Below are 20,991 nucleotides of genomic sequence, written 5' to 3'. Positions count from 1 at the left end.
GCCGGTTCGGCCCGGGATGCGGGCCGGCTCGAACCCCGCACGCCTGCGCCGAACCTGTCGAGACCGAAGGGTGGACGGCCGGTTGCCGTGGCCGGGCCTGTGCAGGCACCTCGATCTCCCGGCTGACGCACCGCCGGCCGCACGGCTCGGTTACCGGAATCACCGGCCGTCAGCCAGCTCGACCATTCGAGAAAACGTTTTCCTAACTTTCTTCAGCATGATGTAAAACTCACCGCCCGGAAAATGTTATATGACTCCACTCAGCTGTTTGAGCTGCAGCGATAATTTCCCTGCTTGAGTCGGATAGCTCCTGGGATTTGCCGGAAACAAGAGAGAAACATTTTCTTGAATCTGCGGCGATCAATGTCGTAGCATGCCGTGAGTGGTTGCTGATGCCTTCCTCGTAACGCATCAGCGCAACCCGGCCCGAGCCGCGAATGTGCGGTCGGCCGGCATCCCACATCCCCGTCCTCCCCCACCCGCGTTGGAGTGCATCCATGTCTTCCTCGCCCCTGAGTCGACGCCGCCTTCTGCAGGCCGCCGGTGCCGGCGCCCTGGCTTCCGCGGCCGGCGGCACCGGCGTCTTCCGGCCAGGCTCGGCTGCCGCCGCCGTGATCGCGCCGACCCGCTCGGACATCGGCGTGTCCGCTTATCCGTTCGACCTTGACCAGGTCAAACTGTCGGCCGGCCGGTTCATGGAGAACCAGACCCGCACGCTGAACTACCTCAAGTTCGTCGACGTCGACCGCATGCTGTACGTGTTCCGCGCCAATCACAGGCTGTCCACCAACGGCGCCGGCACCAACGGCGGATGGGATGCTCCGTCGTTCCCGTTCCGCAGTCACATGCAGGGCCACTTCCTGACGGCCTGGGCTCAGGCGTACGCCGTGCTGGGCGACACCACGTGCCGCGACAAAGCCACCTACATGGTGGCTGAGCTGGCTAAATGCCAGGCGAACAACGCCGCTGCCGGATTCAACGCCGGATACCTCTCCGGCTTCCCCGAATCCGACGTCGCCGCCGTCGAGGCAGGCACTCCCGTCGCCGTGTCGTACTACTGCATCCACAAGACCCTCGCCGGGCTGCTCGACGTCTGGCGCTACATCGGCAGCACCCAGGCCAGGGACGTGCTGCTCAACTTCGCCGCCTGGGTCGACTGGCGTACCGGCCGGTTGAGCTACAGCCAGATGCAGACGGTGCTGAAGACCGAGTTCGGCGGCATGAACGCGGTCCTGACCGACCTCTACCAGCAGACCGGTGACTCACGCTGGCTCACCGTCGCACAACGGTTCGACCACGCCGCGATCTTCGACCCGCTGGCGAGCAACCAGGACCAGCTCAACGGCAAGCACGCCAACACCAACCTGCCGAAATTCGTGGGCGCCGCGCGGGAGTACAAGGCCACCGGCACCACTCGCTACCGCGACATCGCCGGCAATGCCTGGAACATGATCACGTCGGCGCACACGTACGTCATCGGCGGGAACAGTCAGGGCGAGTACTTCAAGCCGCCGAACGCGATCGCCGGCTACCTCACCGGCGACACCTGCGAGCACTGCAACACGTACAACATGCTGAAGCTGACCCGGGAGCTGTGGCTGCTGGACCCGAACCGGGCCGACTACTTCGACTACTACGAGCGGGCACTGCTCAATCACCTGGTCGGCGCGCAGAACCCGGCCGACTCCCACGGTCACATCACCTACTTCACCCCGCTCAAGGCTGGTGGACGCCGGGGTGTGGGGCCGGCCTGGGGCGGCGGCACCTGGTCGACCGACTACAACAGCTTCTGGTGCTGTCAGGGCACCGGCATCGAGACCAACACCAAACTGATGGACTCGATCTACTTCTACAACGGCACCACACTGACCGTGAACCTCTACGCGCCTTCGGTGCTCACCTGGCGCCAGCGCGGAATCACGGTCACCCAATCCACGACGTACCCGGTCAGCGACACCACCACGCTGACCCTGGCCGGCAGCATGAGTGGCTCGTGGAGCATCCGCCTGCGGATCCCGTCCTGGACGAGCAACCCGGTGATCAGCGTCAACGGCGTCGCGCAGAACATCACCGCGACACCGGGCAGCTACGCGACCGTCACCCGAACCTGGGCAGCCGGCGACACCCTCGCCCTGCGACTGCCGATGAGCGTGCAGCTGAAGGCGGCCAACGACAATCCCAACCTTCAGGCCATCACGTACGGGCCGGCGGTGCTGTGCGGCAACTACGGCAACACCACCCTGTCCTCGGCGCCGTCACTGACCGCCTCGTCGATCACCCGGAGCAGCACCAGCAGCCTCGCCTTCACCGCCACCGCCAACGGCAGCACGGTCAACCTCGCGCCGTTCCACGACGCCCAGGGGTTCAACTACGTCGTCTACTGGAACACCAGCGGCACCGGAACCGGCGGCGAGCCGGTCTACAAACTGGTCAACGTGAGTACCGGGCTGGTCGTCGGCGTGCAGAACATGTCCACCGCCGACGGCGGCCTGGCCCTCGGCTGGGGTGACACCGGAACCGCCGACCACAACTGGGTCCGGATCACCGACGGCGGCAACGTCCGGTTCCGCAACGCCAACAGCGGCAAGGTCCTCGGCGTCGACAGCATGTCCACCGCCGACAACGCCAAGGTTCTGCAATGGGGCGACACCGGCACCGCCGACCACCGCTGGACCCTGGTCGCCAACAGCGACGGGTCCTACCGCATCCGCAACGTCAACAGCGGTAAGGTCCTCGCCCTGCTCAACGGCGCCAACGCGTGGGGCACCCAGATAGTCCAATACACCGACAACGGCAGCGCCCTGAACAACTGGCGCCTTGTCCAGGTCAGCTGACACATTCACCGCTCGGCGCCGGGCCGGGTCACCCCAGTGGTGGCCCGGCCCACGACTCTCCGCGCTCTCGCGCACGGGCAGCCGAGCCGCTCTTCGGCCGGGCTCAGCTCGCCGTGCAGATCGCGGTGGACGGTGCGGTGCCAGTCCCTTGGAAGCCGAACTCGGTGCTACCTCCAGCGGCCAGTTGGCCGTTGTAGGAGACGTTGCCGAAGCGAACGGTTCCGGCGCTGCCGGCCGCCTGCGTGTTCCAGGAGCTCGTGACCGCGGACCCCGACGGCAGGGTGACCGCGACCGACCAGCCGTTGACCGGGGAGGAGCCGGCCGTGACCCGGACGGTGGTGACGAATCCGCCGGTCCAGGCGTTGGTGGAGACGGTCGCCGTGCAGGCGCCCTGTACCGGGGGCGAGGCCGACGGTGACGTCGGCGGCGTGGGGCTGGTCCCGCTTCCGGGGGTGACATAGACGGCGAAGGCGTCGTGCGAGGCCTGGAACGTCAGCGGCACCGTGACCACGCCACCGGAGACGGTCATGGTCTGATTGAGCACGACCTGCGGGGCGGTCAGCGTCGCCTGCTCGGGAATCCGCTTGACGGTGACGTTGACGCTGCCGTTGCCGGCCAGCCAGCTGTTGGCCGACACACCGTTGAAGGTGACCGTGGCGGTGCCGGTATAGCCGTTGCTGTCGCCGATGATGGCGACCGCCCGTTGGTTGGTGCTGTCGATCGAGGCGGAGATCGCGGTGCTGCCGACCTGTCCGGACGTGTTGACCAGGGTGCCCGTCATGTCGGCGTACGACCGCATCGCCCACCAGTTGCCGCTGGTCGTCCAGGCGCCGTTTACCTGGGTCAGGATTCCGGTGAGGTTGGGTGTCATGCAGCAGACCCAGTTGCCGCGCATCGCGTTGGTGTAGCCGGATTGGGCGAACCTGGCCAGATACCAGGCGGTCACGCCGGCGGTCTGCCGGTCGGCGGGCTGGTATTCGTTGGCCGACAGCGGACGGGCCGGGATGCCGGCTGCAGCGAGCCGGCTGTTGAGGGCCTGCGACACGGCAACCGGGTCGTCGACGTCCCCTTCGTCGTGGTTGGTGATCCAGTCCGGTACGGTTCCGGCCGCCTTGACGTGGTCGAGGAAGGTGCTCCATTGCGAGGGCCGGGCCAGCGGCGTGTACGCGAACGACGGGCCGACGATCTGCGCGCCCGGGGCGACCTTACGCAACTCCCGATAGGCGGTGTCCCACATCTGGAAGTACTGGGCGCTGTTGACGCCGGCCTTCCAGAACACGGAGATGTCGGGCTCGTTGTCGATGTCGTACGCGAACGGCAGACCGCTGGCCTGCAGCGCCGCCACGGTGGTGTCGATGAACGTGGCCCAGTTCGAGCAGTTGCCGTTGTCACACGGGTAGACGGTGTTCGACGGCTGGCCTCCGTTGAGCCCGTACAGGTCGCTCAGCAGCACCTGGTATTGCGGGTGGTTGCCGACCTGGTTCAACCGCCGGGCCTGCGCGATGATCGAGGTGATGTCGGCCTGGGTCGCCGAGCCGTAGCGATAGTTGTCCTTGATCCAGCCGCCGGAGAACCACCCTCCGCCTCGGAAGGCGTTGAGTTTCAGCGGCTGGATGTGCTGATCGGCCGGCAGGGTGGCGTCTTGGTTGATCCCGTAGAGGACGCCTTCGCCGACCAGTGTGGACGTTCCGCGGTTGGAGGCGAGGTCGACGCTGAGCGCCTCGTTGGTGGCCGCCTGGCTGGGGCCGGCCGTGGTGAGCGCGACGATGACGGCCAGGATCATGCCCAGCGCGATCGAGGCTCGGGTGACGAACCGTGCAAGTTCTGTTCTCTGTTGCATCGAGGTCTCCGGTGGCGAGTCGATGACGGGGGATGGGGTGAAGCGGACAGCAGGGATCGCGAGGCGAGCCGGCGGCTCGTCCCGGGCGGTGGACTGGGGTCAGTGGGTGGGCGCCGGTCCGGTGCTGTCCCGCAGCGAGATCGGCGGGGTGAGCAGCAGGTGCCGGGGGGAGCCGGCCGGCGCGGCGATCCGTTCGAGGAGCAGTTCGACGGCGTATGCGCCCATTTCCAGGGCGGGGACGTCGGCGGCCGTGAGCCGAGGCCGGAACCCCTCGGCCCAGTGCCGGGCCGCGACTCCGGCGATGGACATCTGCCGGGGGACCGCGACGCCGGCCCGTTCGATGCCACGCTGGATCCCGGGCAGCGCTGCTTCGTTGACGGTCACGATGGCGGTGACCTCGGGGTGCAGCTCTCGCAGTTGTTCGAAGCATTCTTCGCCTGCGGCGGGATCGTCGGCGCAAGGAAGATTCATGCCGACCAGGCCTCGCTGGCTGATGGCCTCGTCGAAGCCGGCCTGCGCCCGGTGCGCCGGCCCGTAGCCGGCGGCCATCAGTTCGGTGGACCGGTTGATCAACGCGACCATGCGGTGTCCGAGGTCGGCGAGGTGGTGCACGCATCGGGCGACCAGCGTGGCGTAGTCGACGTCGACCCAGCAGGTGCCGTGCGGGTGCGCGGTGTGGCCGATGGTGACGAACGGCAGTCCGGTCCGCTGCAGCCGGGTGGCCCGCTCGTCCTCCAACCGGATCTCCATCAGGATGACTCCGTCGACTCGGCGGCCCGAGATGAGTCGCTCGAACGACCGGTCGTGATCGCCGCCGGAGGGTGACAGCAACACGTCGAGATCGGCGCGGGCCGCGGCCTCCACGACGCTGGCCACGAAGCCCAGCTGCATATCAGTCAGAAGTAGCCCGGCCGGCGGGATCACCAGGCCCAGAGTGCGCGTGCGGCCCTCCTTCAGCGCCCGGGCGGCGGCGTTCGGGCGGTAGCCGATCTCGTCGATCACGGTTTGAATGCGCTGTTTGGTCTCCGGGCTCACCGTACGGCGGCCGCTCAGCGCATATGACACGGTGCTGCGCGACACCCCGGCCCGGCGGGCGATCTCCGCGATGTTCATCTCCACCTCATCTGACTGGGCGTCTCGAGACTGTACGGCGATCTTGGTCTCTCGCGCGCGAGGGCCGCCCGCCTTCGTCGCCGGCCGGGACGCGCCCTTACCGAGACAACAGCTGTCGAATCGATTCGCTCCCTACCGTAGATAGCGACAATCGTCGATGTCAACGGCTGTCCCCGCCAAAGGCGATGCGCTGGACTCCAGCTCTGCAATGTTCTTGACCGTCACGTTGGACGCGGCCTATGGTCGGCTGACCGACATGTCGAATCGGTTCGCTGAACGACGCGCAGCGCTACGTCGCGCATCACCGTCGGCGGCGCGGAAGACTGAGCCACCCGGGAAAGGCATCCATGTCCGAGGCCACCTTCTCCCTCCAGGAAATCCCCTTCAGTCATGCGGGCTCCTGGTTCGACATCTCCCCGGTCATCGCGGAGAAGACCTACGCCGAAGACCTGCACCTGGTCTCGCACCGCAACGGGATGCACGCGATCCTGCGGTTCGAAACCCGTTCGACCGACGGCCCGCTGGAGGCACCCGCGGCAGCCTCGGCCACCCGGCTGCAGTGGACATCTCGAGGCGGCCGCATCGACCTGGTCTACGAGAACGCCGACACCATCCGCTTGCGCGGCACCGGGCTCGGGTTGCGTGTCGCCGCCGCCGCACCGGCCCTGACGCCGTTCTCCGGCACCTACCTCTTCCGCGACCCGCGCGACGACTCGTACGTCTTCACCTCTTACGAAACCGGACACCGCTACCGCATCACCGTGCTCAGCGGTGGCCCGCACACGGTGGAGGGCGCGGAAATGCTCGGTACCCACGACCGGCATGTCGAACTGGCCGCCGGCGCCCCGTGGGAGATCGCCATCGAGGAATACGCCGCAAGCCGCTACCCGTACCGGCCTGTCATGACCTTCGACGAGGCTGCCGGGAACGTGCAGGACACCTACCACCGATTCCTGGAGACGGTGGCGCCGTGGCGGGACTCCCGGGCACCGGCCGCGGAACTCGCCGCTTACGTGATCTGGTCCGCCACGGTCGCACCCGGCGGGTTCATCGGCCGCCCGGCTGTACTGATGTCCAAACACTGGATGGACAAGGTCTGGAGCTGGGACCACTGTTTCAACGCGCTCGCACTCGCCGCGGGAGACCCCGAACTGGCCTGGCACCAGTTTCACCTCCCCTTCGACCACCAGGACCGGACCGGCGCGCTGCCGGACTCCGTCACCCACTCCGAAGTCCTTTACAACTTCGTCAAACCTCCCATCCACGGCTGGGCCTTCGCCCGGCTGCGCCGGCAGCTCCCCCAGCCCCTCGACCGACAGCAGTTGACCGAGACCTACGAGCGGCTGAGCCGGTGGACGACCTTCTGGCTCACCCAGCGCCGCACACCCGGCCACCCGCTGCCCTATTACCACCACGGCAACGACAGCGGCTGGGACAACGCCACGACCTTCGACGCCGGACCGGTACTCCAGACCGCCGACCTGGCCGCTTTCCTGATCATCCAGTTGCGCGAGCTCAGTGATCTCGCGGACCGGCTCGACGAGTCCATGGCCGCCCTCCGCTGGAACGACACCGCCGGGCAACTGCAGGCCGCGCTGCTGTCGGAACTGTGGGACGGCAACCAGTTCCGCGCCCGCGACCCCCGCACCGGCGCCGTGCACGACAGCACCAGCCTGCTCGCGCTGATGCCGATCGTGCTCGGCGCCGACCTTCCCGCCGAGATCCGCACGTCGCTGACCGCCGCCCTCAAAGCACATCTGACGCCGCACGGCCTGGCGACCGAACCAGTCGACTCCGACCTGTACTCCCCCGACGGCTACTGGCGTGGGCCCATCTGGGCGCCCGCCACCCTGCTCATCGAGGACGGTCTACGCCGCGCCGGGCACGTCGACCTCGCCGACGACCTCAGCGGCCGCTTCCGGCGGCTCTGCGAGACATCCGGCTTCGCCGAGAACTTCAACGCCGACACCGGTGCCGGACTGCGCGACCGCGCGTACACCTGGACCGCCGCCACCTATCTCATCCTCGCCGCGGAGTACTGCCGGCGCCCGTGATGCTCAGGGACGTTGCCACCGCTGCGAGCGTGGTCGGCCAGGCATGTTCCGGGCACCTTCGCGCTGCGGATCCACCGCACGCCGCTTTCTGCGGCGTGCGACTGCTTGCGCTCGGCAAGCGTTGCACTGGGCAACGGTTTCGGCTTCGATCGGTGGGGCAAGCGGAATTCACCCGTACCGCCTGACCGACCGGAGCCGTCCTGATGAGCTCGCTCAACTCCTGGCTGTTGCTACTGATCTTCGTGGGTTGCGCCGCGGCGATCTGGGGCGCCGGGATCAAGCTGTCCGACACCACCGACGTGCTCTCCGAGCGCCTGCACCTGGGCGCGGCCCTCGGCGGGGTCATCCTGCTGGCCATCGCGACCAACCTGCCGGAGATCGCGATCACCGTCAGCGCCGCGCTCTCGCACCAGCTCGACGTCGCGGTCGGCAACATCCTCGGCGGCATCGCCATCCAGACCGTCGTGCTGGTAGTCCTCGACGCGGCCGGGGTCCGCCCCCGCAAACCGCTGACCTACCTCGCCGCTTCGCTGACTCTGCTGCTGGAAGGCGCGCTCGTGGTCGCGCTGCTGCTGGTGGTCGTCATGTCGACGCAGCTGCCGGCGTCGCTGATCGCGTTCCGGCTCACGCCCGGCGCGGTGCTCATCGCCGTGCTCTGGGGCGTCGGGCTGTTCCTGCTGCGCCGCGCCGGGCGGGGGCTGCCGTGGCACGAGGGCGGCGACGCGCCCGACGGGCAGGAGAAGCCGGCCGGGCACTCGCGGACCACGAAAGAAGGGCAGGCCAGCGCCAAGGGGGTGAGCACCGCCCGTACGGCGGCAATTTTCTCTTCCGCGGCAGCGGTGACCCTGGTGGCCGGTGTGTTCATCGAGCGCAGTGGTGAGGAGTTGTTCGGGCGGCTCGGCATGTCCGGGGTGCTGTTCGGCGCGACCGTGCTGGCCGCAGCGACCGCTCTGCCGGAGATCTCGACCGGGCTGACCTCGACCCGGATGGGCGACTACCAGCTGGCGATCAGCGACATCTTCGGCGGGAACGCCTTCCTGCCGGTGTTGTTCCTGGTCGCGAGCGTGCTGTCCGGGCAGGCGGTGCTGCCCGGCGCCCACCACAGCGACATCTACCTGACGGCGCTCGGGGCACTGCTGACCGTGGTCTACATGACCGGTCTGGTGTTCCGGCCGCAGCGGCAGTGGCTGCGGATGGGCGCCGACTCGATCGCCGTGCTGATCCTCTACGCGGCCGGGATCGCCGGGCTGGCGTTCATCTCCGGCTGACTCCTCACCGTGAGGCGGGCGCGGAAGTCGGCGGCGTTCATGGGCCGGGCGAAGTGGAAACCCTGGGCCCGCTCGTAGCCCAGCCGGGTCATGCGCGCCGCCTGCTCCGCCGTCTCGATCCCCTCGGCGACCGCCTGCAGACCGAAGGCCCGGGCCATCTGAGCGACCGCGTCGGCGATTGCCTCCGTGCCGGTCACGAACGAGCGGTCCAGCTTGATCTGGTGCACCGGGCAGCCGGCGAGCAGGCTCAGCGTGGACGCGCCGGTGCCGAAATCGTCCAGCGACAGGCGTACGCCCATGGCCCGCAACTCGTCCAGGTTGTCGTGGGTGGCGCCGCCGCCGACCGCGACCGACTCGGTGATCTCCACGGTCAGCCGGTGGGGTGGCAGGCCGCTGTCCCGAAGCGCTTCCGCGACCACGGCGGGGAAACCGGTCTCGCGCAACTGCCGGGCGGAGACGTTCACCGACACGGTCAGGGCGTCCGGCCACGTGGCGGCCTCACGGGTCGCGGCGCGCAGCACCCAGGCGCCGAGCGGCACGATCAGGCCGGTCTGTTCGGCGGTGTCGATGAACGCGCCCGGCCCGAGCAGGCCCTCCGCGGGGTGCTGCCAGCGCACCAGCGCCTCGGCTCCGGTGGGCCGGCCGTCCGGCAACGTCACCACCGGCTGGAAGTAGACCACCAACTGGTCCTCGAGGATCGCCGTCTGCAGCGCGGCCGCCCGCCGGCTGCGTTCGGCGCCACGGGCCTCCATGCCCGGCCGATACCACTCGCGGCCGCCCTCGCCGCGCGCCTTCGCCTCGTACATCGCAATGTCGGCCTGGCGAAGCAGGTTGCCGGCGTCGTCGCCGCCGCGGCCCTCGACCACGCCGAAGCTCGCGCGCACGGTCATCGGCTCGCCGTCGAGCACGGTCGGTTCGAGCAGCGCCACCGCGACGCGGGCCAGCACCTGGTCGACGTCGACGTCACCGTCACGGCTGAAGAGGATGGCGAACTCGTCGCCGCCCAGCCGGGCGACGGTGTCGACCGGTCGCAGGCAGGCTTGCATCCGCTCGGCCACGTGGATCAGCAGCGCATCCCCGGCGGCGTGCCCGAGGGTGTCGTTGACGGTCTTGAAGTCGTCCAGGTCGACCAGCACGACCCGCACCACCTCATGCGGGCCGGCGGCGGAGACGGCCGCGGTCAGCCGTTCGTGGAAGAGCGTCCGGTTCGCCAGCCCGGTGAGATTGTCGTGACTGGCCTCGTGGCGGAACCGCCTCTCCTGCAGCCCGATCCGGGTGAGCAGGGCGTCGTTCTGCCGGAAGGCGATCAGCTGCCGGACGACCACCAGCGTGGTCAGCGTGACCGTGACCCCGTCGATCAGCGCGCCGCTGCCCCGGCCGGTGACGTGGTGGTAGATCACCATGGCGTCGACGGCCGCGATCGCCACGTACGGCATCAGGCTGTACCCGCGCGCGGCCCGTCGCGGCCGGCCACCGGTCGCGGTGTCCACCACCTGCATCCGGGCGCCGACCGCGGCGGCGTAGGCGGCCAGCGGCAACACCAGCACCAGCAGATTGCCCCGAGGCTGATGTGGCTGAAGGAAGCTGACGGCCGAGCCCAGCCCACCGATCAGCGCCGACGCGCCGATCCAGTACAGCCCGCGCCGCGCGAACGAGTCGACGCCGGCCAGCACCACCTTGGCGGCCAGGTAGACGCCGTTGAGCCCGGCGCCCATGATGACGATCGCCGCCAGCACCCGGGGCATGGTGACCCGCCCGTCGGCGAACTGGGCCGACGCGGCGAAGTGCCAGATCAGCAGCCCGGCCGCGGTGGTCAGGGTGCCCAGGTCGAGCCAGACCCCGGCCTTGCGGGCGCGCCCCCGGACACTGAACGGCAAGCCGACCAGCGGCACGGTCAGCACCATGCCGCCGACCAGATGCAGCCCGACCGAGGCCGGGAGCAGCCGGCTCCCGGCGCCGGACTCGTAGCCGATGCGCAGCCCCGCGACGGCGACGAACAGGCACACGCCGATCTCGGTCGTGCGCCAGTAGCGGCGGACCACCGGCGAGGACTCCGGGTCGTTGCGCACCCGGCGGCAGAGCATCAGCGTGGGGATGATCACCGCGATCATCAGCAGCCAGTTCACCGGCCCCGGCCACAGCGGGCCGGCGTGTTCCTGGATCAGGAACGCCGCGACGTCGACGATCGCCAGAGCGGTGACGGCCCGGAACGCCCGATCGGCGAAGAGGGGCAAGCCGCCGGGCGTCTCGGGCATGCCGGAACCATCGGCAGCGCCGAGGTGAAGTTGAGCCCGGGTCAGCCGGTCGCCGGGGTCGCCTCGGCGGGCAGGAGGGTGCCGACCCGGGCCCGGACCTGGTCGACCGTCTCCCAGCCGTCCCCGTCGAGGCTGGTCAGCGCGGCCGGGAAAACCCCGTCCTGCTCCCGGAGAATGTGGTCGCGCAGCAGATCGAGGGTGTCGATCAGCTCCCGCGGCCACCCCGTGTCGGCCGGTGTGCCCGCAGCCGCCGCCCCGCCGGCCAGGGTGCAGAACCCGGCAACCGTGCCGAGCGCGACCGCGACCGCGTGGTACGCGGTCTCGCTGATCCCGGCGGCCTCGGTCCACGACTCCGGGATCAGCAGGCCGCCGATGTGGCCGACGGCGACCAGCAGGATGTTCACACCCCGCTCCGCAGCGCCCCACCCCACCGGCGCATCGACCACCGCCATCCCCGCCCCGCCCGGACCGGGGGCGTGCCGCTGGTCTGACCAGCGGCTGCCTCGCGGACTCCGGGTGGCTGAACCGCACGGCTGACTGAATGGCCTCGACGGGTTCCGGTCTGAGCTGGACCCGCCACGGAGGTCGCCCTGCAGGGCTGAGCGTTCTGGGCGCCCCGCGCCCTGCTCGGCCCGGAAGGGTCCCCGCGGGAGCGGCGGAGGGCGACCACAGCGGAGAGGGGACCTGAGGCTCTTGAATGTGATCTTGGGTCAGCCGGTCGGGGTCGGGGACGGGGAACTGCTCGTCGGGCAGGGGGTGCCGCGGAGAAGGCTGTAGCGGGCTTCGATGGTGTACGTGCCGGCGGCCTGGGCTATCAGCTCGGTCCAGGAGCCGCTCTGGACCAGGCAGGCTCGCGGCGTCGTGCCGTGGATCGCGAGCCACGGGGACCAGGCGATGCGCAGAAGGGTGGTGCCGGGGGCGGGGAGGTGGACCGTGACCGCGGCGGGGCCGGCGTAGGTGACCGTGGCGGGGGTGGAGGCGAGCGGGTCGGAGCCCTCCACCTGGTAGATGCGCCAGTTGTGGTCCTGCCAGACGAGCGGCAGCCAGGACTGGCCGGCGGTGATGATCCGGGCCTCGGCGATGCCGGCGTCGTCGGTCTCCGCGGTGGGCAGGACGACGAAACCGACGCTCCAGTTGTGCAGCCACGTGCGGTACGACTCGGCGGTCAGCGTGCCGTCGTAGAAGAGCGGGTTACGGTGCACGTCGGCCTGCCGGTTCCAGCCGCGGGCGAGGTTGACGTGCGGGGCGAGGCTGACCGCCTCCCAGTGGGTGCGCAACGGCACCACCTCGACCCGGCCCTGTTCGGCGTGCAGTTGCTGCAGGGCTTCGACCAGCGGCTGGGCGGCGGCGACGGTGGCGGGGGCGTTCTTCGTGCGGGCGTAGTCCACCAGCGGCTGGATGACGGTCCAGGCCGCGAGGGCGGTGGCTATGACGAACGTGATCAGGGTCTTCGCTCTGCGCGGTCGGCTGATCGCGGCGGCACAGATCAGGAACGCCGCGCTGAGCAGGACCGCGAGGCGTTCGACGTTGCTGCCGATCGGGGTGGGCAGCAACCAGCACAGCGCGACGCCGAGCGCGTAGACCCAGGCACCGGCCCGGACGGTGCGCCACGTGGCCGGGGTCAGCGCGGCGACGGCGACCGCGGCACCGACCGTGACCAGGGCGGCGTACCACGGGAACGGTTGGACGCCGGAGAACGGGAACAGCATCGTCGTCGCGCCGATCACCGCGGGCGGGCCGGCCGCCAGCCAGATCGCGTGGCGCCTGCGGCCGGTCAGGAATATCGCCGCCGCGAGCACCTCGATGAACAGGCCGGCGACCGGACTGCCCAGCGTGGCGATCGTGCCGAGCACCGCCGCGGCGATCGGCCGAGGACGGCGGTGACCGGTTCCGTTCAGTGAGCAGATCGCCGCGGCAAGAGCAAAGACCAGGCCGATGAGGTACGTGACGCGGCCCGCGGCGAGGTTGCCCCAGACGGCGACCGCCATCCACAGGGCCGGTAACAGCGGCCGCGGGAAGCCCGAGCGGAGCAACACATACCCGGCCAGGGCGGCCGTGCCCGTGCAGGCGAGCACACCCGTGGTGCGGACGCCGAGCCAGGCCATCAGGTACGGCGAGAGGACACTGTACGACGCCGGGTGCATGCCGCCGTACCAGGACAGGTTGTACGCCGAACCGGGGTGGTGCCGGACGAACGACGTCCACGCGTACTGCGCGGCGAGGTCACCGGCATCCCGGGCCAGCCAGAAGCCCCAGATGAGGCTGAGCACACCGGCGAGCGAGCCGGCGACCACGTCCGGCCGGCGCCACCAGCGTGGCAGGGCGGCACGCGGGCCTGCGTAGACGCGGTCCAGGAGCACCATGGGGTCGTTGTTCCGTTCGTCCCGTTTCTGCCGGCGGCGAGAAACAGGACCGGCTCGGCGGGAGACGGTAACACTTGTGCGCCCGGATTTGGTCACGTGCCATCCGATAGCGTGCCGGGATGGACCGAGATCTTCGCGCCGCCCGTGACCTGGTCGCCGGCCTCGCCGAGCAGGCCGGGCGCCTGCAACTGGACCGCCGCGACACGCTGACGGTCGGCGCGCCGAAAGCGCACGTGAACGATGTCGTCTCGGATGTCGACATCGCCAGCGAGCAGCTGATCGTCGACGCGATCCGGGCGGCCTGGCCGGAGGACGCCGTGCAGGCCGAGGAGGGTCACGGGCGGGACGGGACGAGCGGCTGGACGTGGATCGTCGACCCGCTCGACGGGACCCGGAACTACATCAGCCGGACCGGGCCGTGGTCGGTCAGCATCGCGCTGCGGTTCGAGGACCGGCTGCGGATGGCGGTGGTGCACGAGCCGGTGGCCGGGGAGACGTTCAGCGCGATCGACGGCGGCGGGGCGTTCCTCGATGGGGAACGGCTCACCGAGCCGGCCGGGGCGGCCCTGGAGAAGGCGCTGGTCGGGGTGAGCTTCCAGCCGAACCCGGCGACCAAGGAACGCGCGGCGAAGGTCGTCCGGGACCTGCTCCCGGCGGTCGGGGACATCCGGCGGCTGCCGGCCGCGCTCAACCTGGTCTATCAGGCGGCCGGGCGGCTCGACGGCGGAGTGGCCCTGGACACGTTCCTGTGGGACATCGCGGCCGGGGCGTTGATCGCCCGGGAGGCCGGGGTGGTCCTCGGCGGTCAGGGGGCCGATTTCTCGACCGAACTGACGATCGGGGCGGCACCGGCGCTCTGGCCGGACCTGTCGGAACGGGTCCGGGCCAGCGCCTGACGGGTGCCCGGGTCAGGGCACGTCGGCGGTGAGGGGTCGCTGCCGCGGGTGGTTCAGCGGCGAGAGCTGCACCGTCCACGTGCGGGCGGCACCGACTTTCTCACTGGCGTGGCAGAGTAGCTCGCAGCCCATCTGAGTGGTGCCCTCGGCGAAAGCGCGGTTGATCACACTGATGGCTTTGGGATGGTCGCCCGCCTCCAGCGCTGCGTCCAGCGCGGTCGTCAGGACCCGGGCGAGCGCGGCGTGGAAATTCGCTGCTCCCCTGTCCCGCAGGTTTCTGGTGGTGACCGTGGGCAGCACTGACACGAGGTGGTTCTCCTCTGGTCTCGGTGGAGCGACCCCGGCGGATCGAGCCCCGCTCAACCCTACGCGCCACCCGGCCGTAAGCCGCTGTTCGCGCGTGCCGGATATCCCGGCGACGCTGTGACGGCGGTCGCTTCGTCGAAATGCGCGGCGCGCGGCTAATTCTGTGCTACGTTCGTCGTGTTGCAGTTTTGATTTCCGTAGACGTTTTCGGCGCCTGTTGGGTCATCTGAGCCCGGCGGGCGCTTTTTCGTTTGTCGCGTCGGTTCGACGCGGGCGATCAACACGGCGGCGTGCGATTCCGCAACTGCGGACTCGAACAGCCTGCTAAGGAGCAGACATGGTTACCGGTACGGTGAAGTGGTTCAACGGGGACAAGGGTTTCGGTTTCATCAGCCAGGACGACGGCGGCCCGGACGTCTTTGCCCACTTCTCCGCGATCTCGGCCAGCGGTTTCCGCAGCCTTGACGAGAATCAGCGCGTGGAGTTCGAGATCACGCAGGGCCAGAAGGGCCCGCAGGCGCAGGACATTCGCGTCATCTGATCCACGCACCACAATCTCGGCGGTCCGACTGATTCAGCGGGCCGCCGTTTGCGTTTTCCGTTATACGTTTTCCACGCTCGCCCTGCCGGATTCACCAGTGACACGAACTCGCTGACCAATGGTCTGTGCCGATCGGCCCGCCAGACCAGGACGACCTGGTTGTCCGGGATGTCGTCGACGCGGGCGAAGGCACGGTCCTCGGCGGTACGTCGGGCATCGGGTACGCGACCCGGCAGCCACCGCCGAGCGGAGCGCCGACGTGGTGGTGGTCTCCTCCGGCGCGCAGCGGGTCCGGGACGGCGCCGGCCGCCGGCCGCCGGCCTCACGATCCGCCGGGCGACCCGCTCGAGCGGATCGGTTCGTTCGGCCATCTCGTCTACACCGCCGGCAGGCCACTGTCGCTGATGCCGTTGACCGAATTGGATCAGCCGGCAGCCCGGGCTTTCTTCGGGCTGCGGTACTTCGAGGCGGTGGGCTCAACCACCGGATCTCGGCCTTGCACCCGTCCACGTCGGGCACCTCCGAGCAGCGCGGTTTCATTGACGCGTACGTCTTCCCGGACGGCGAACTGGCTCCGATCGGCACCACCGTGACACTGCTGGAGGACGCCGGTTTCGAGGTGCGGGACGTGCACGCGTTGCGGGAGTACTACGGGCGTACGCCCCGCGCCTGGGCCTCCGGCCTGGACTCGGAGTGGGCCGCCACGGTGAAACCGACCGGCCGCGGACGGGCCCGGGTGTGGCGGCTCTACACGGCGGCGTCGGCGCTCGGCTTCGAGCAGGCGCGGATCGGGATCAGCCAGGTGCCGGCGGTGAAGACGGACCGGGACGGCACCAGCGACATGCCACCGGCCCGGAACGGTTTCCTGGGCTGAGCGGGTGGTGTCGAGCGCCAGGTTGGCGGGCTCGGGCTCACCTCGGGTGGCGTGTCAGGCCGTGCGCCTGCTCGCCCCGGCGCTCAACAGCGCACCGGTTCCGAACCCCGGTGCCGGCGAGGGCCGCGCGTAACGCCGGTGCGGTGGAACGCCGAACGGCGGCCCGCTGAATCAGTCGGGCCGCCGTTCGGGTAGTGCGGGGAATCAGAGCGGGCGGATGTTCTCCGCCTGCGGGCCCTTCTGGCCCTGGGTGATGTCGAACTCCACCTTCTGGTTCTCGTCGAGGCTGCGGAAACCGCTCGAGGAGATCGCGGAGAAGTGGGCGAAGACGTCGGGGCCGCCGCCGTCCGGGGTGATGAAGCCGAAGCCCTTGTCGGCGTTGAACCACTTCACGGTACCTGTAGTCATGTCTGCTCCTTCGCAGGCTGTGGGAGACCGCGGTGTGCGAACTCCTTACGCCGCCGCGTTGATCACCCGCGTCGAACCGACACGACAAAACGAAAAAGCGCCTGGATGGGTTTCGGATGACCCATCAGGCGCTGGCAACGTCTACGGAAATCAAAACTGCAACGACAAGACCGTACCACAGATCGGACGGCAGGCTAGATCTTTCGTACGGGGTTGCGGTCCGGCAGTTCCGCGGTGCACGGCATCCACAGGCTTCTTCGGACGGTCCTTCCCACGGGGAGAAGGACCGTGCGGCCTGGTGTCAGGCGGCGCCGGCCCGCTGGCGGCACTCGTGGTCGCGGTGGTGCTGAAGCGCTTCTTCGAGCTGGTCCTCGAGGATGATGATCCGGCAGGCCGCTTCCAGGGCAGTGCCCTGGTCGACCATCTCCCGGGCGCGTGCGGCCAGGCGCAGCTGGTAGCGGGAGTAGCGGCGGTGGCCACCGGCGGAGCGGAAGGGGATGATCAGTTTCGCCTCGTCGAGGCGGCGCAGGAAATCCTGCGAGGCGCCGACGATGTCGGCGGCGCGGCCCATGGTGTAGGCGGGGTAGTCATCGTCGTTGAGCATGTCGTCGGGTTGGGCCATACCTTCCTTCTTCAAGAACGAGGGCCCCGGCGCGTGTCGCGCCGGGGCCCAGGGTTACGGGTTACACACACCATCTACCGACAGGTTCGTCGGGTTCTCTTTTCCGCACCCCGCCACTGTCAGCGAGCGGTGCGAGGATCGCATAAGCGTGACCTGAGACCACCTCACGTTCAAAGTGACCACGGTGTCCACCCCAGAACTGGAACTACGTCCTGACGGTGGGCGATCCAACGGCGTCAAACCCTCCCTTTCCTCAACTTCTCACTATCCACGGTGCTGTCCGTCGATGCCGGAGCCCCACGCGACTTCATGGCCCCGAGCATGTGCGGCGGATCCTTGGTGCATCAGGCGGAGCCCCGAAAACTGCATCAGCCCTGCCTGCGGTTGCCCTGACCTGGAGTTACGTCAAGGTCTTGTCGTGCACGTGCGGTGTTGCGCGCGGTGATGCACTTCCACCGCGATAACCGAGCGAGCCACGAGAACTTCCGGGCCCTGCTTCGACGCTCGGCTTGTCACGTCGGCGTCTTCAACCGATCTCCGTCGTCAACGGAGCCAACATTAACCACCCACGCCGAGAATGTCTAGTCCTCGGGACCCAGATTTTCTAGGCGGCTGGTAGCGGCTTTCTCGGCCGGCCACCGGGTGACAAGGGGAGGGAACGCCGCCTCAAAAGAGTAAAACTGTCCCTAATACCCTTTTTTTCAACATCCACACCTACATACTCCGAACTGGCGTGATCAACACCAGCACAGGAGCAGCCGTGGACACACTCGAAGTCGCCCCCGCACCCGCCCCGCTGTCGGCGCGGGAAACCACCGACGTCCTGATCTGGGAGACCGACCCGGGCGCACCGCCGCGGTGGAACACCCCGGTCCTGCAGCCGATGCCGGACCTGGCCGGCAGCCTGCTTCCGGTGGCCGTCGCCGGGCGCGCGCCGTCGTCGCACAGCGGCAGACCGGGCACCGCCGACTTCCTCTACTGGAACCTGGCCGACTCCCTGCGACGCACCGCCGGCTTCTGGGGTCCGCTGATGCCGCCGCCGGCCGCCTGGAACCCGGCGGTCCGCGGGACGCTGATCGCGACTCTCGACGCCGGCGACGAACTCAACGCCTTCTACGACCGCCGCGGTGTCTGGTTCGAGCATCACCTGGTCAGCGGCATCCGCGTCATGTCCGGCGAGAGCCCGGACGTGGTGTGCCACGAGGTCGGCCACGCCGTTCTCGACGCGTTGAAGCCGGGCCTCTGGGACGTGATGGGCGTCGAACCGGCGGCCTTCCACGAGTCGTTCGGTGACATCAGTTCCATCCTGTCGAACCTGATGCTGCCGAGCCTGCGTGCGGCGGTGATCGTCGAGACGAACGGCAACCTGGCCGCTTCCTCGCAGCTCTCCCGCCTGGCCGAACAGCTGGGCTGGGCCATCCGCCAGGAGTCGCCGAACAGCGTCGAGCCGGACTGTCTGCGCAACGCCTCGAACAACTTCGCCTACCAGGACCCGCGCACCCTGCCGAACTCGGCTCCGGCCTCCATGCTGGCGCGCAGCCCGCACTCCTTCTCCCGGGTCTTCACCGGCGCCTTCCTGCGGATGCTGGCCGGCATCTTCCAGGATCAGGGTTCGCGGGACGCCGACGCGCTGCTCACCGCCGCGAGGGACGCCGGGCGGCTGATGGTCGAGGCCGTCCGGGCCGCCCGGGCCGTGCCGGGCTTCTTCGCCGAGGTGGCGGCCCACGTCATCGCGTGTGACCAGGACCTGAACGGCGGGCGGTACAACGCCTCGCTGCGCCGGGCCTTCCTCGCGCACGGCATCCTGTCGCCCCGGGCGGCGACCGAGCTCCCGCGGGCCGCCGCCGGCATCGCCCCGGACCTCGACGAGCTCACCACCCACCGGCAGGACGGGCGGGAACTCGGACTGGACCGGCCCCTCACGTTCCAGCTCCCCGCCGGGAGCACCCAGGACGGGCTGATCTTCGTGGCCGACCTGATCAGCCGGGGCCGCGTGATCACCCCGGCCGACCGGCAACGACGCGGCCTGATCGGCACCGCTACGAGCCCGGGGCGCCAGACGCACGAGATGGTCGAGCAGGACGACGAACTGGTCCTGGTCCGCCGGCTGTTCCTGTGACCTCGCCGTGGAACCGGACGAACCAGAGGGGCCGCCGGAGTCCGACGACGAGCGCCGCTTTCTCGCCGACCTGATCAGCCGGGGTGAAGCCGTTCCCGAAGGGACGGAACCGCCCCCGGCCGCCACCCACGAGGTGACCACGGACGAGCAGGGTGCACCCGTCGTACGCCGGAAACGGTTCACCATCACCTGAGACACCGGTCAGCGGTTCGTGACCCGAAGTGGCCCTCGGCGGCCGGCCAGCCAGATCAGGAAGGTGGCCGCGCCGAGGGCCGCACCGGTCGCGGTGACCGCGGTCCAGCCGCCGGCCGACCAGAGCAGCGTGGCCGCGGCCGAGCCGATCGCGCCGCCGACGAAGTTGCCGGTGACGAACGCGGTGTTCAGGCGGCTGCGCGCGGCCGGCGCGACGGCGAACATCCGGACCTGGTTCAGCACGTTCAGGGCCTGCACGGCCACGTCCAACAGGACGACCGCGACCAGGATCAGCACGACCGAGTGCCCGCCCAGCCCGGCCAGCACGTACGCCCCGGTCAGCAGCAGGCCGGCCACGCCGACGGCCGGGACGGACCAGCCGCGGTCGTGCAGCCGGCCGACGCGCTGGGCGGCGATCGCACCGGCCAGGCCGGCCAGCCCGAACAGGCCGATGACGGTCGTCGAGTAGCCGAACGGCTCGGCGCTGAGCAGGAACGTCAGCGCCGTCCAGAACATGGTGAAGGCGGCGAACCCGGTGCCGCCGAGGGCCAGGGTCCAGCGGGCCGCGCGTTCGCGGGCGACGACCGTGCCGACCGACCGGATCAGCGCCGGGTAGCCGACCGGCTCGCGCGGCGGCAGGACGGGGATCGCCCGGCGCAGGATCGCCGCGAACACGACGGCGGCGACGGCCGCACCGCCGAACACGACGCGCCAGCCGGCGACGTCGGAGACCAGACCGCTGACGGTACGCGACACGAGGACCCCGGTGAGCACGCCGGAGACCACCACGCCGAGCACCCGTCCGCGCTCGCCGTCGCCGGCCAGGTCCCCGGCCAGCGGGGTGAGCAGTTGACCGGCCACAGTGGTGGCGCCCAGCGCGGCCATCGCGGCGAGCAGCACCGGGAACGTCGGCGCGAGCGCGCACCCGGCCAGCGCGACCGCGGAGCAGAGCAGCATCACCGGGATGAGGCGGCGCCGGTCGAGCACGTCCCCGAGCGGGACGATGAGCAGGACACCGACGGCGTAGCCGAGTTGGGTGGCGGTGACCAGCCAGCCGGCCGCGCCGGCGCCGGTGCGCAGGTCACCGGCGATGAAACCGAGCAGGGGTTGCGCCCAGTAGAGGTTGCCGACGGCGAGCCCGGCGGCGACGGCGAACAGGACGGTGAGGCCGCGGGTCATCGGCCGGTGCGAAGTGGAGATCGTCACGACCACCAGCAAACCCCTTCGGCGGTACGGGTGGCAGGTCCGGCTCTGACGGCGGCCGAACCTGGCCCGGTTCGCGTTCCTCGACCCGGACGGGCCGGGC

General features: G+C 69.7%; 16 protein-coding genes and 1 pseudogene. 8 read left to right on the top strand and 9 right to left on the bottom strand.

What is annotated here, in order from left to right:
* Positions 1-497 precede the first annotated feature (497 nt).
* Positions 498-2,834: a beta-L-arabinofuranosidase domain-containing protein gene (locus ACH442_RS34790; RefSeq protein ID WP_396342310.1), complete on the top strand. Its 2,337-nt coding sequence runs from the start codon at positions 498-500 to the stop codon at positions 2,832-2,834.
* Positions 2,835-2,937: 103 nt separating this feature from the next.
* Here the strand turns inward: ACH442_RS34790 and ACH442_RS34785 are convergent, their stop codons facing one another.
* The gene (locus tag ACH442_RS34785; RefSeq protein WP_396342309.1) at positions 2,938-4,674 is read right to left on the bottom strand and encodes a cellulose binding domain-containing protein; all 1,737 of its coding nucleotides are present in this window, start codon (positions 4,672-4,674) and stop codon (positions 2,938-2,940) included.
* 99 nt (positions 4,675-4,773) lie between these two features.
* The gene (locus ACH442_RS34780; RefSeq protein ID WP_396342308.1) at positions 4,774-5,787 is read right to left on the bottom strand and encodes a LacI family DNA-binding transcriptional regulator; all 1,014 of its coding nucleotides are present in this window, start codon (positions 5,785-5,787) and stop codon (positions 4,774-4,776) included.
* A gap of 347 nt (positions 5,788-6,134) precedes the next feature.
* Here ACH442_RS34780 and ACH442_RS34775 point away from each other — a divergent pair, with 347 nt between their 5' ends.
* Together ACH442_RS34775 and ACH442_RS34770 are read left to right on the top strand one after the other, a co-directional pair.
* Entirely contained in the window at positions 6,135-7,841 is a 1,707-nt protein-coding gene (locus ACH442_RS34775; protein ID WP_396342307.1) for an amylo-alpha-1,6-glucosidase, read from the top strand.
* Positions 7,842-8,044: 203 nt separating this feature from the next.
* Complete coding sequence (locus ACH442_RS34770; RefSeq protein ID WP_396342306.1) at positions 8,045-9,109, top strand: sodium:calcium antiporter; 1,065 nt, start codon at positions 8,045-8,047, stop codon at positions 9,107-9,109.
* Here ACH442_RS34770 and ACH442_RS34765 read toward each other — a convergent pair.
* From ACH442_RS34765 to ACH442_RS34755, 3 genes and pseudogenes are all read right to left on the bottom strand, one after another.
* Positions 9,067-11,364, bottom strand: coding sequence for a putative bifunctional diguanylate cyclase/phosphodiesterase (locus ACH442_RS34765; protein ID WP_396342305.1), 2,298 nt, complete (start codon positions 11,362-11,364; stop codon positions 9,067-9,069). The genes ACH442_RS34770 and ACH442_RS34765 overlap by 43 nt on opposite strands.
* 257 nt (positions 11,365-11,621) lie before the next feature.
* Positions 11,622-11,816, bottom strand: a pseudogene (locus ACH442_RS34760) (respiratory nitrate reductase subunit gamma); the annotation flags it as partial.
* A gap of 258 nt (positions 11,817-12,074) precedes the next feature.
* Positions 12,075-13,727: an MFS transporter gene (locus tag ACH442_RS34755; protein ID WP_396342304.1), complete on the bottom strand. Its 1,653-nt coding sequence runs from the start codon at positions 13,725-13,727 to the stop codon at positions 12,075-12,077.
* Between the two features lie 119 nt (positions 13,728-13,846).
* Here ACH442_RS34755 and ACH442_RS34750 point away from each other — a divergent pair, with 119 nt between their 5' ends.
* The gene (locus ACH442_RS34750) at positions 13,847-14,623 is read left to right on the top strand and encodes an inositol monophosphatase family protein (RefSeq protein ID WP_396342303.1); all 777 of its coding nucleotides are present in this window, start codon (positions 13,847-13,849) and stop codon (positions 14,621-14,623) included.
* Positions 14,624-14,635: 12 nt separating this feature from the next.
* Here ACH442_RS34750 and ACH442_RS34745 read toward each other — a convergent pair whose 3' ends face one another.
* Positions 14,636-14,929 carry a hypothetical protein gene (locus ACH442_RS34745; RefSeq protein ID WP_396342302.1) on the bottom strand — a complete coding sequence of 98 codons (294 nt, stop codon included), beginning with the start codon at positions 14,927-14,929 and terminating at the stop codon, positions 14,636-14,638.
* 337 nt (positions 14,930-15,266) lie between these two features.
* On the opposite strand from ACH442_RS34745, the gene ACH442_RS34740 reads away from it, so the two are divergent.
* Both ACH442_RS34740 and ACH442_RS34735 read left to right on the top strand, forming a co-directional pair.
* Positions 15,267-15,470 (top strand): cold-shock protein, encoded by a 204-nt coding sequence (locus ACH442_RS34740; protein WP_396342301.1) that lies wholly within the window; start codon positions 15,267-15,269, stop codon positions 15,468-15,470.
* A gap of 118 nt (positions 15,471-15,588) precedes the next feature.
* Positions 15,589-16,344, top strand: a complete 756-nt coding sequence (locus tag ACH442_RS34735) for a class I SAM-dependent methyltransferase (RefSeq protein ID WP_396342300.1) — start codon at positions 15,589-15,591, stop codon at positions 16,342-16,344.
* Between the two features lie 204 nt (positions 16,345-16,548).
* On the opposite strand, the gene ACH442_RS34730 is transcribed toward ACH442_RS34735, so the two are convergent.
* Positions 16,549-16,752, bottom strand: a complete 204-nt coding sequence (locus tag ACH442_RS34730; RefSeq protein ID WP_396342299.1) for a cold-shock protein — start codon at positions 16,750-16,752, stop codon at positions 16,549-16,551.
* Between the two features lie 301 nt (positions 16,753-17,053).
* Entirely contained in the window at positions 17,054-17,374 is a 321-nt protein-coding gene (locus ACH442_RS34725) for a MerR family transcriptional regulator (protein WP_396342298.1), read from the bottom strand.
* A 760-nt stretch (positions 17,375-18,134) separates the two neighbouring features.
* Here ACH442_RS34725 and ACH442_RS34720 point away from each other — a divergent pair.
* Positions 18,135-19,493 (top strand): hypothetical protein, encoded by a 1,359-nt coding sequence (locus ACH442_RS34720; protein ID WP_396342297.1) that lies wholly within the window; start codon positions 18,135-18,137, stop codon positions 19,491-19,493.
* A 7-nt stretch (positions 19,494-19,500) separates the two neighbouring features.
* Complete coding sequence (locus ACH442_RS34715) at positions 19,501-19,686, top strand: hypothetical protein (protein WP_396342296.1); 186 nt, start codon at positions 19,501-19,503, stop codon at positions 19,684-19,686.
* Positions 19,687-19,694: 8 nt separating this feature from the next.
* Here ACH442_RS34715 and ACH442_RS34710 read toward each other — a convergent pair whose 3' ends face one another.
* Complete coding sequence (locus ACH442_RS34710) at positions 19,695-20,891, bottom strand: MFS transporter (RefSeq protein WP_396342295.1); 1,197 nt, start codon at positions 20,889-20,891, stop codon at positions 19,695-19,697.
* Positions 20,892-20,991 lie beyond the last annotated feature (100 nt).

Origin of the sequence: Actinoplanes sp. NPDC020271 (genome assembly GCF_044388125.1) — a bacterium.
Classification (GTDB): Bacteria; Actinomycetota; Actinomycetes; order Mycobacteriales; family Micromonosporaceae; genus Actinoplanes.
The sequence above is the reverse complement of the archived record's forward strand: the minus strand, read 5'-3'. Positions and strand labels throughout refer to the sequence as shown.

Excerpts from the sequence above, each read along its gene's own strand:
- ACH442_RS34755 (WP_396342304.1), bottom strand. The coding sequence starts at position 13,727 with ATGGTGCTCCTGGACCGCGTCTACGCAGGCCCGCGTGCCGCCCTGCCA.
- ACH442_RS34770 (WP_396342306.1), top strand. The coding sequence starts at position 8,045 with ATGAGCTCGCTCAACTCCTGGCTGTTGCTACTGATCTTCGTGGGTTGC.
- ACH442_RS34740 (WP_396342301.1), top strand. The coding sequence starts at position 15,267 with ATGGTTACCGGTACGGTGAAGTGGTTCAACGGGGACAAGGGTTTCGGT.
- ACH442_RS34750 (WP_396342303.1), top strand. The coding sequence starts at position 13,847 with ATGGACCGAGATCTTCGCGCCGCCCGTGACCTGGTCGCCGGCCTCGCC.
- ACH442_RS34735 (WP_396342300.1), top strand. The coding sequence starts at position 15,589 with ATGGTCTGTGCCGATCGGCCCGCCAGACCAGGACGACCTGGTTGTCCG.
- ACH442_RS34730 (WP_396342299.1), bottom strand. The coding sequence starts at position 16,752 with ATGACTACAGGTACCGTGAAGTGGTTCAACGCCGACAAGGGCTTCGGC.
- ACH442_RS34785 (WP_396342309.1), bottom strand. The coding sequence starts at position 4,674 with ATGCAACAGAGAACAGAACTTGCACGGTTCGTCACCCGAGCCTCGATC.
- ACH442_RS34725 (WP_396342298.1), bottom strand. The coding sequence starts at position 17,374 with ATGGCCCAACCCGACGACATGCTCAACGACGATGACTACCCCGCCTAC.
- ACH442_RS34775 (WP_396342307.1), top strand. The coding sequence starts at position 6,135 with ATGTCCGAGGCCACCTTCTCCCTCCAGGAAATCCCCTTCAGTCATGCG.
- ACH442_RS34790 (WP_396342310.1), top strand. The coding sequence starts at position 498 with ATGTCTTCCTCGCCCCTGAGTCGACGCCGCCTTCTGCAGGCCGCCGGT.
- ACH442_RS34765 (WP_396342305.1), bottom strand. The coding sequence starts at position 11,364 with ATGCCCGAGACGCCCGGCGGCTTGCCCCTCTTCGCCGATCGGGCGTTC.
- ACH442_RS34780 (WP_396342308.1), bottom strand. The coding sequence starts at position 5,787 with ATGAACATCGCGGAGATCGCCCGCCGGGCCGGGGTGTCGCGCAGCACC.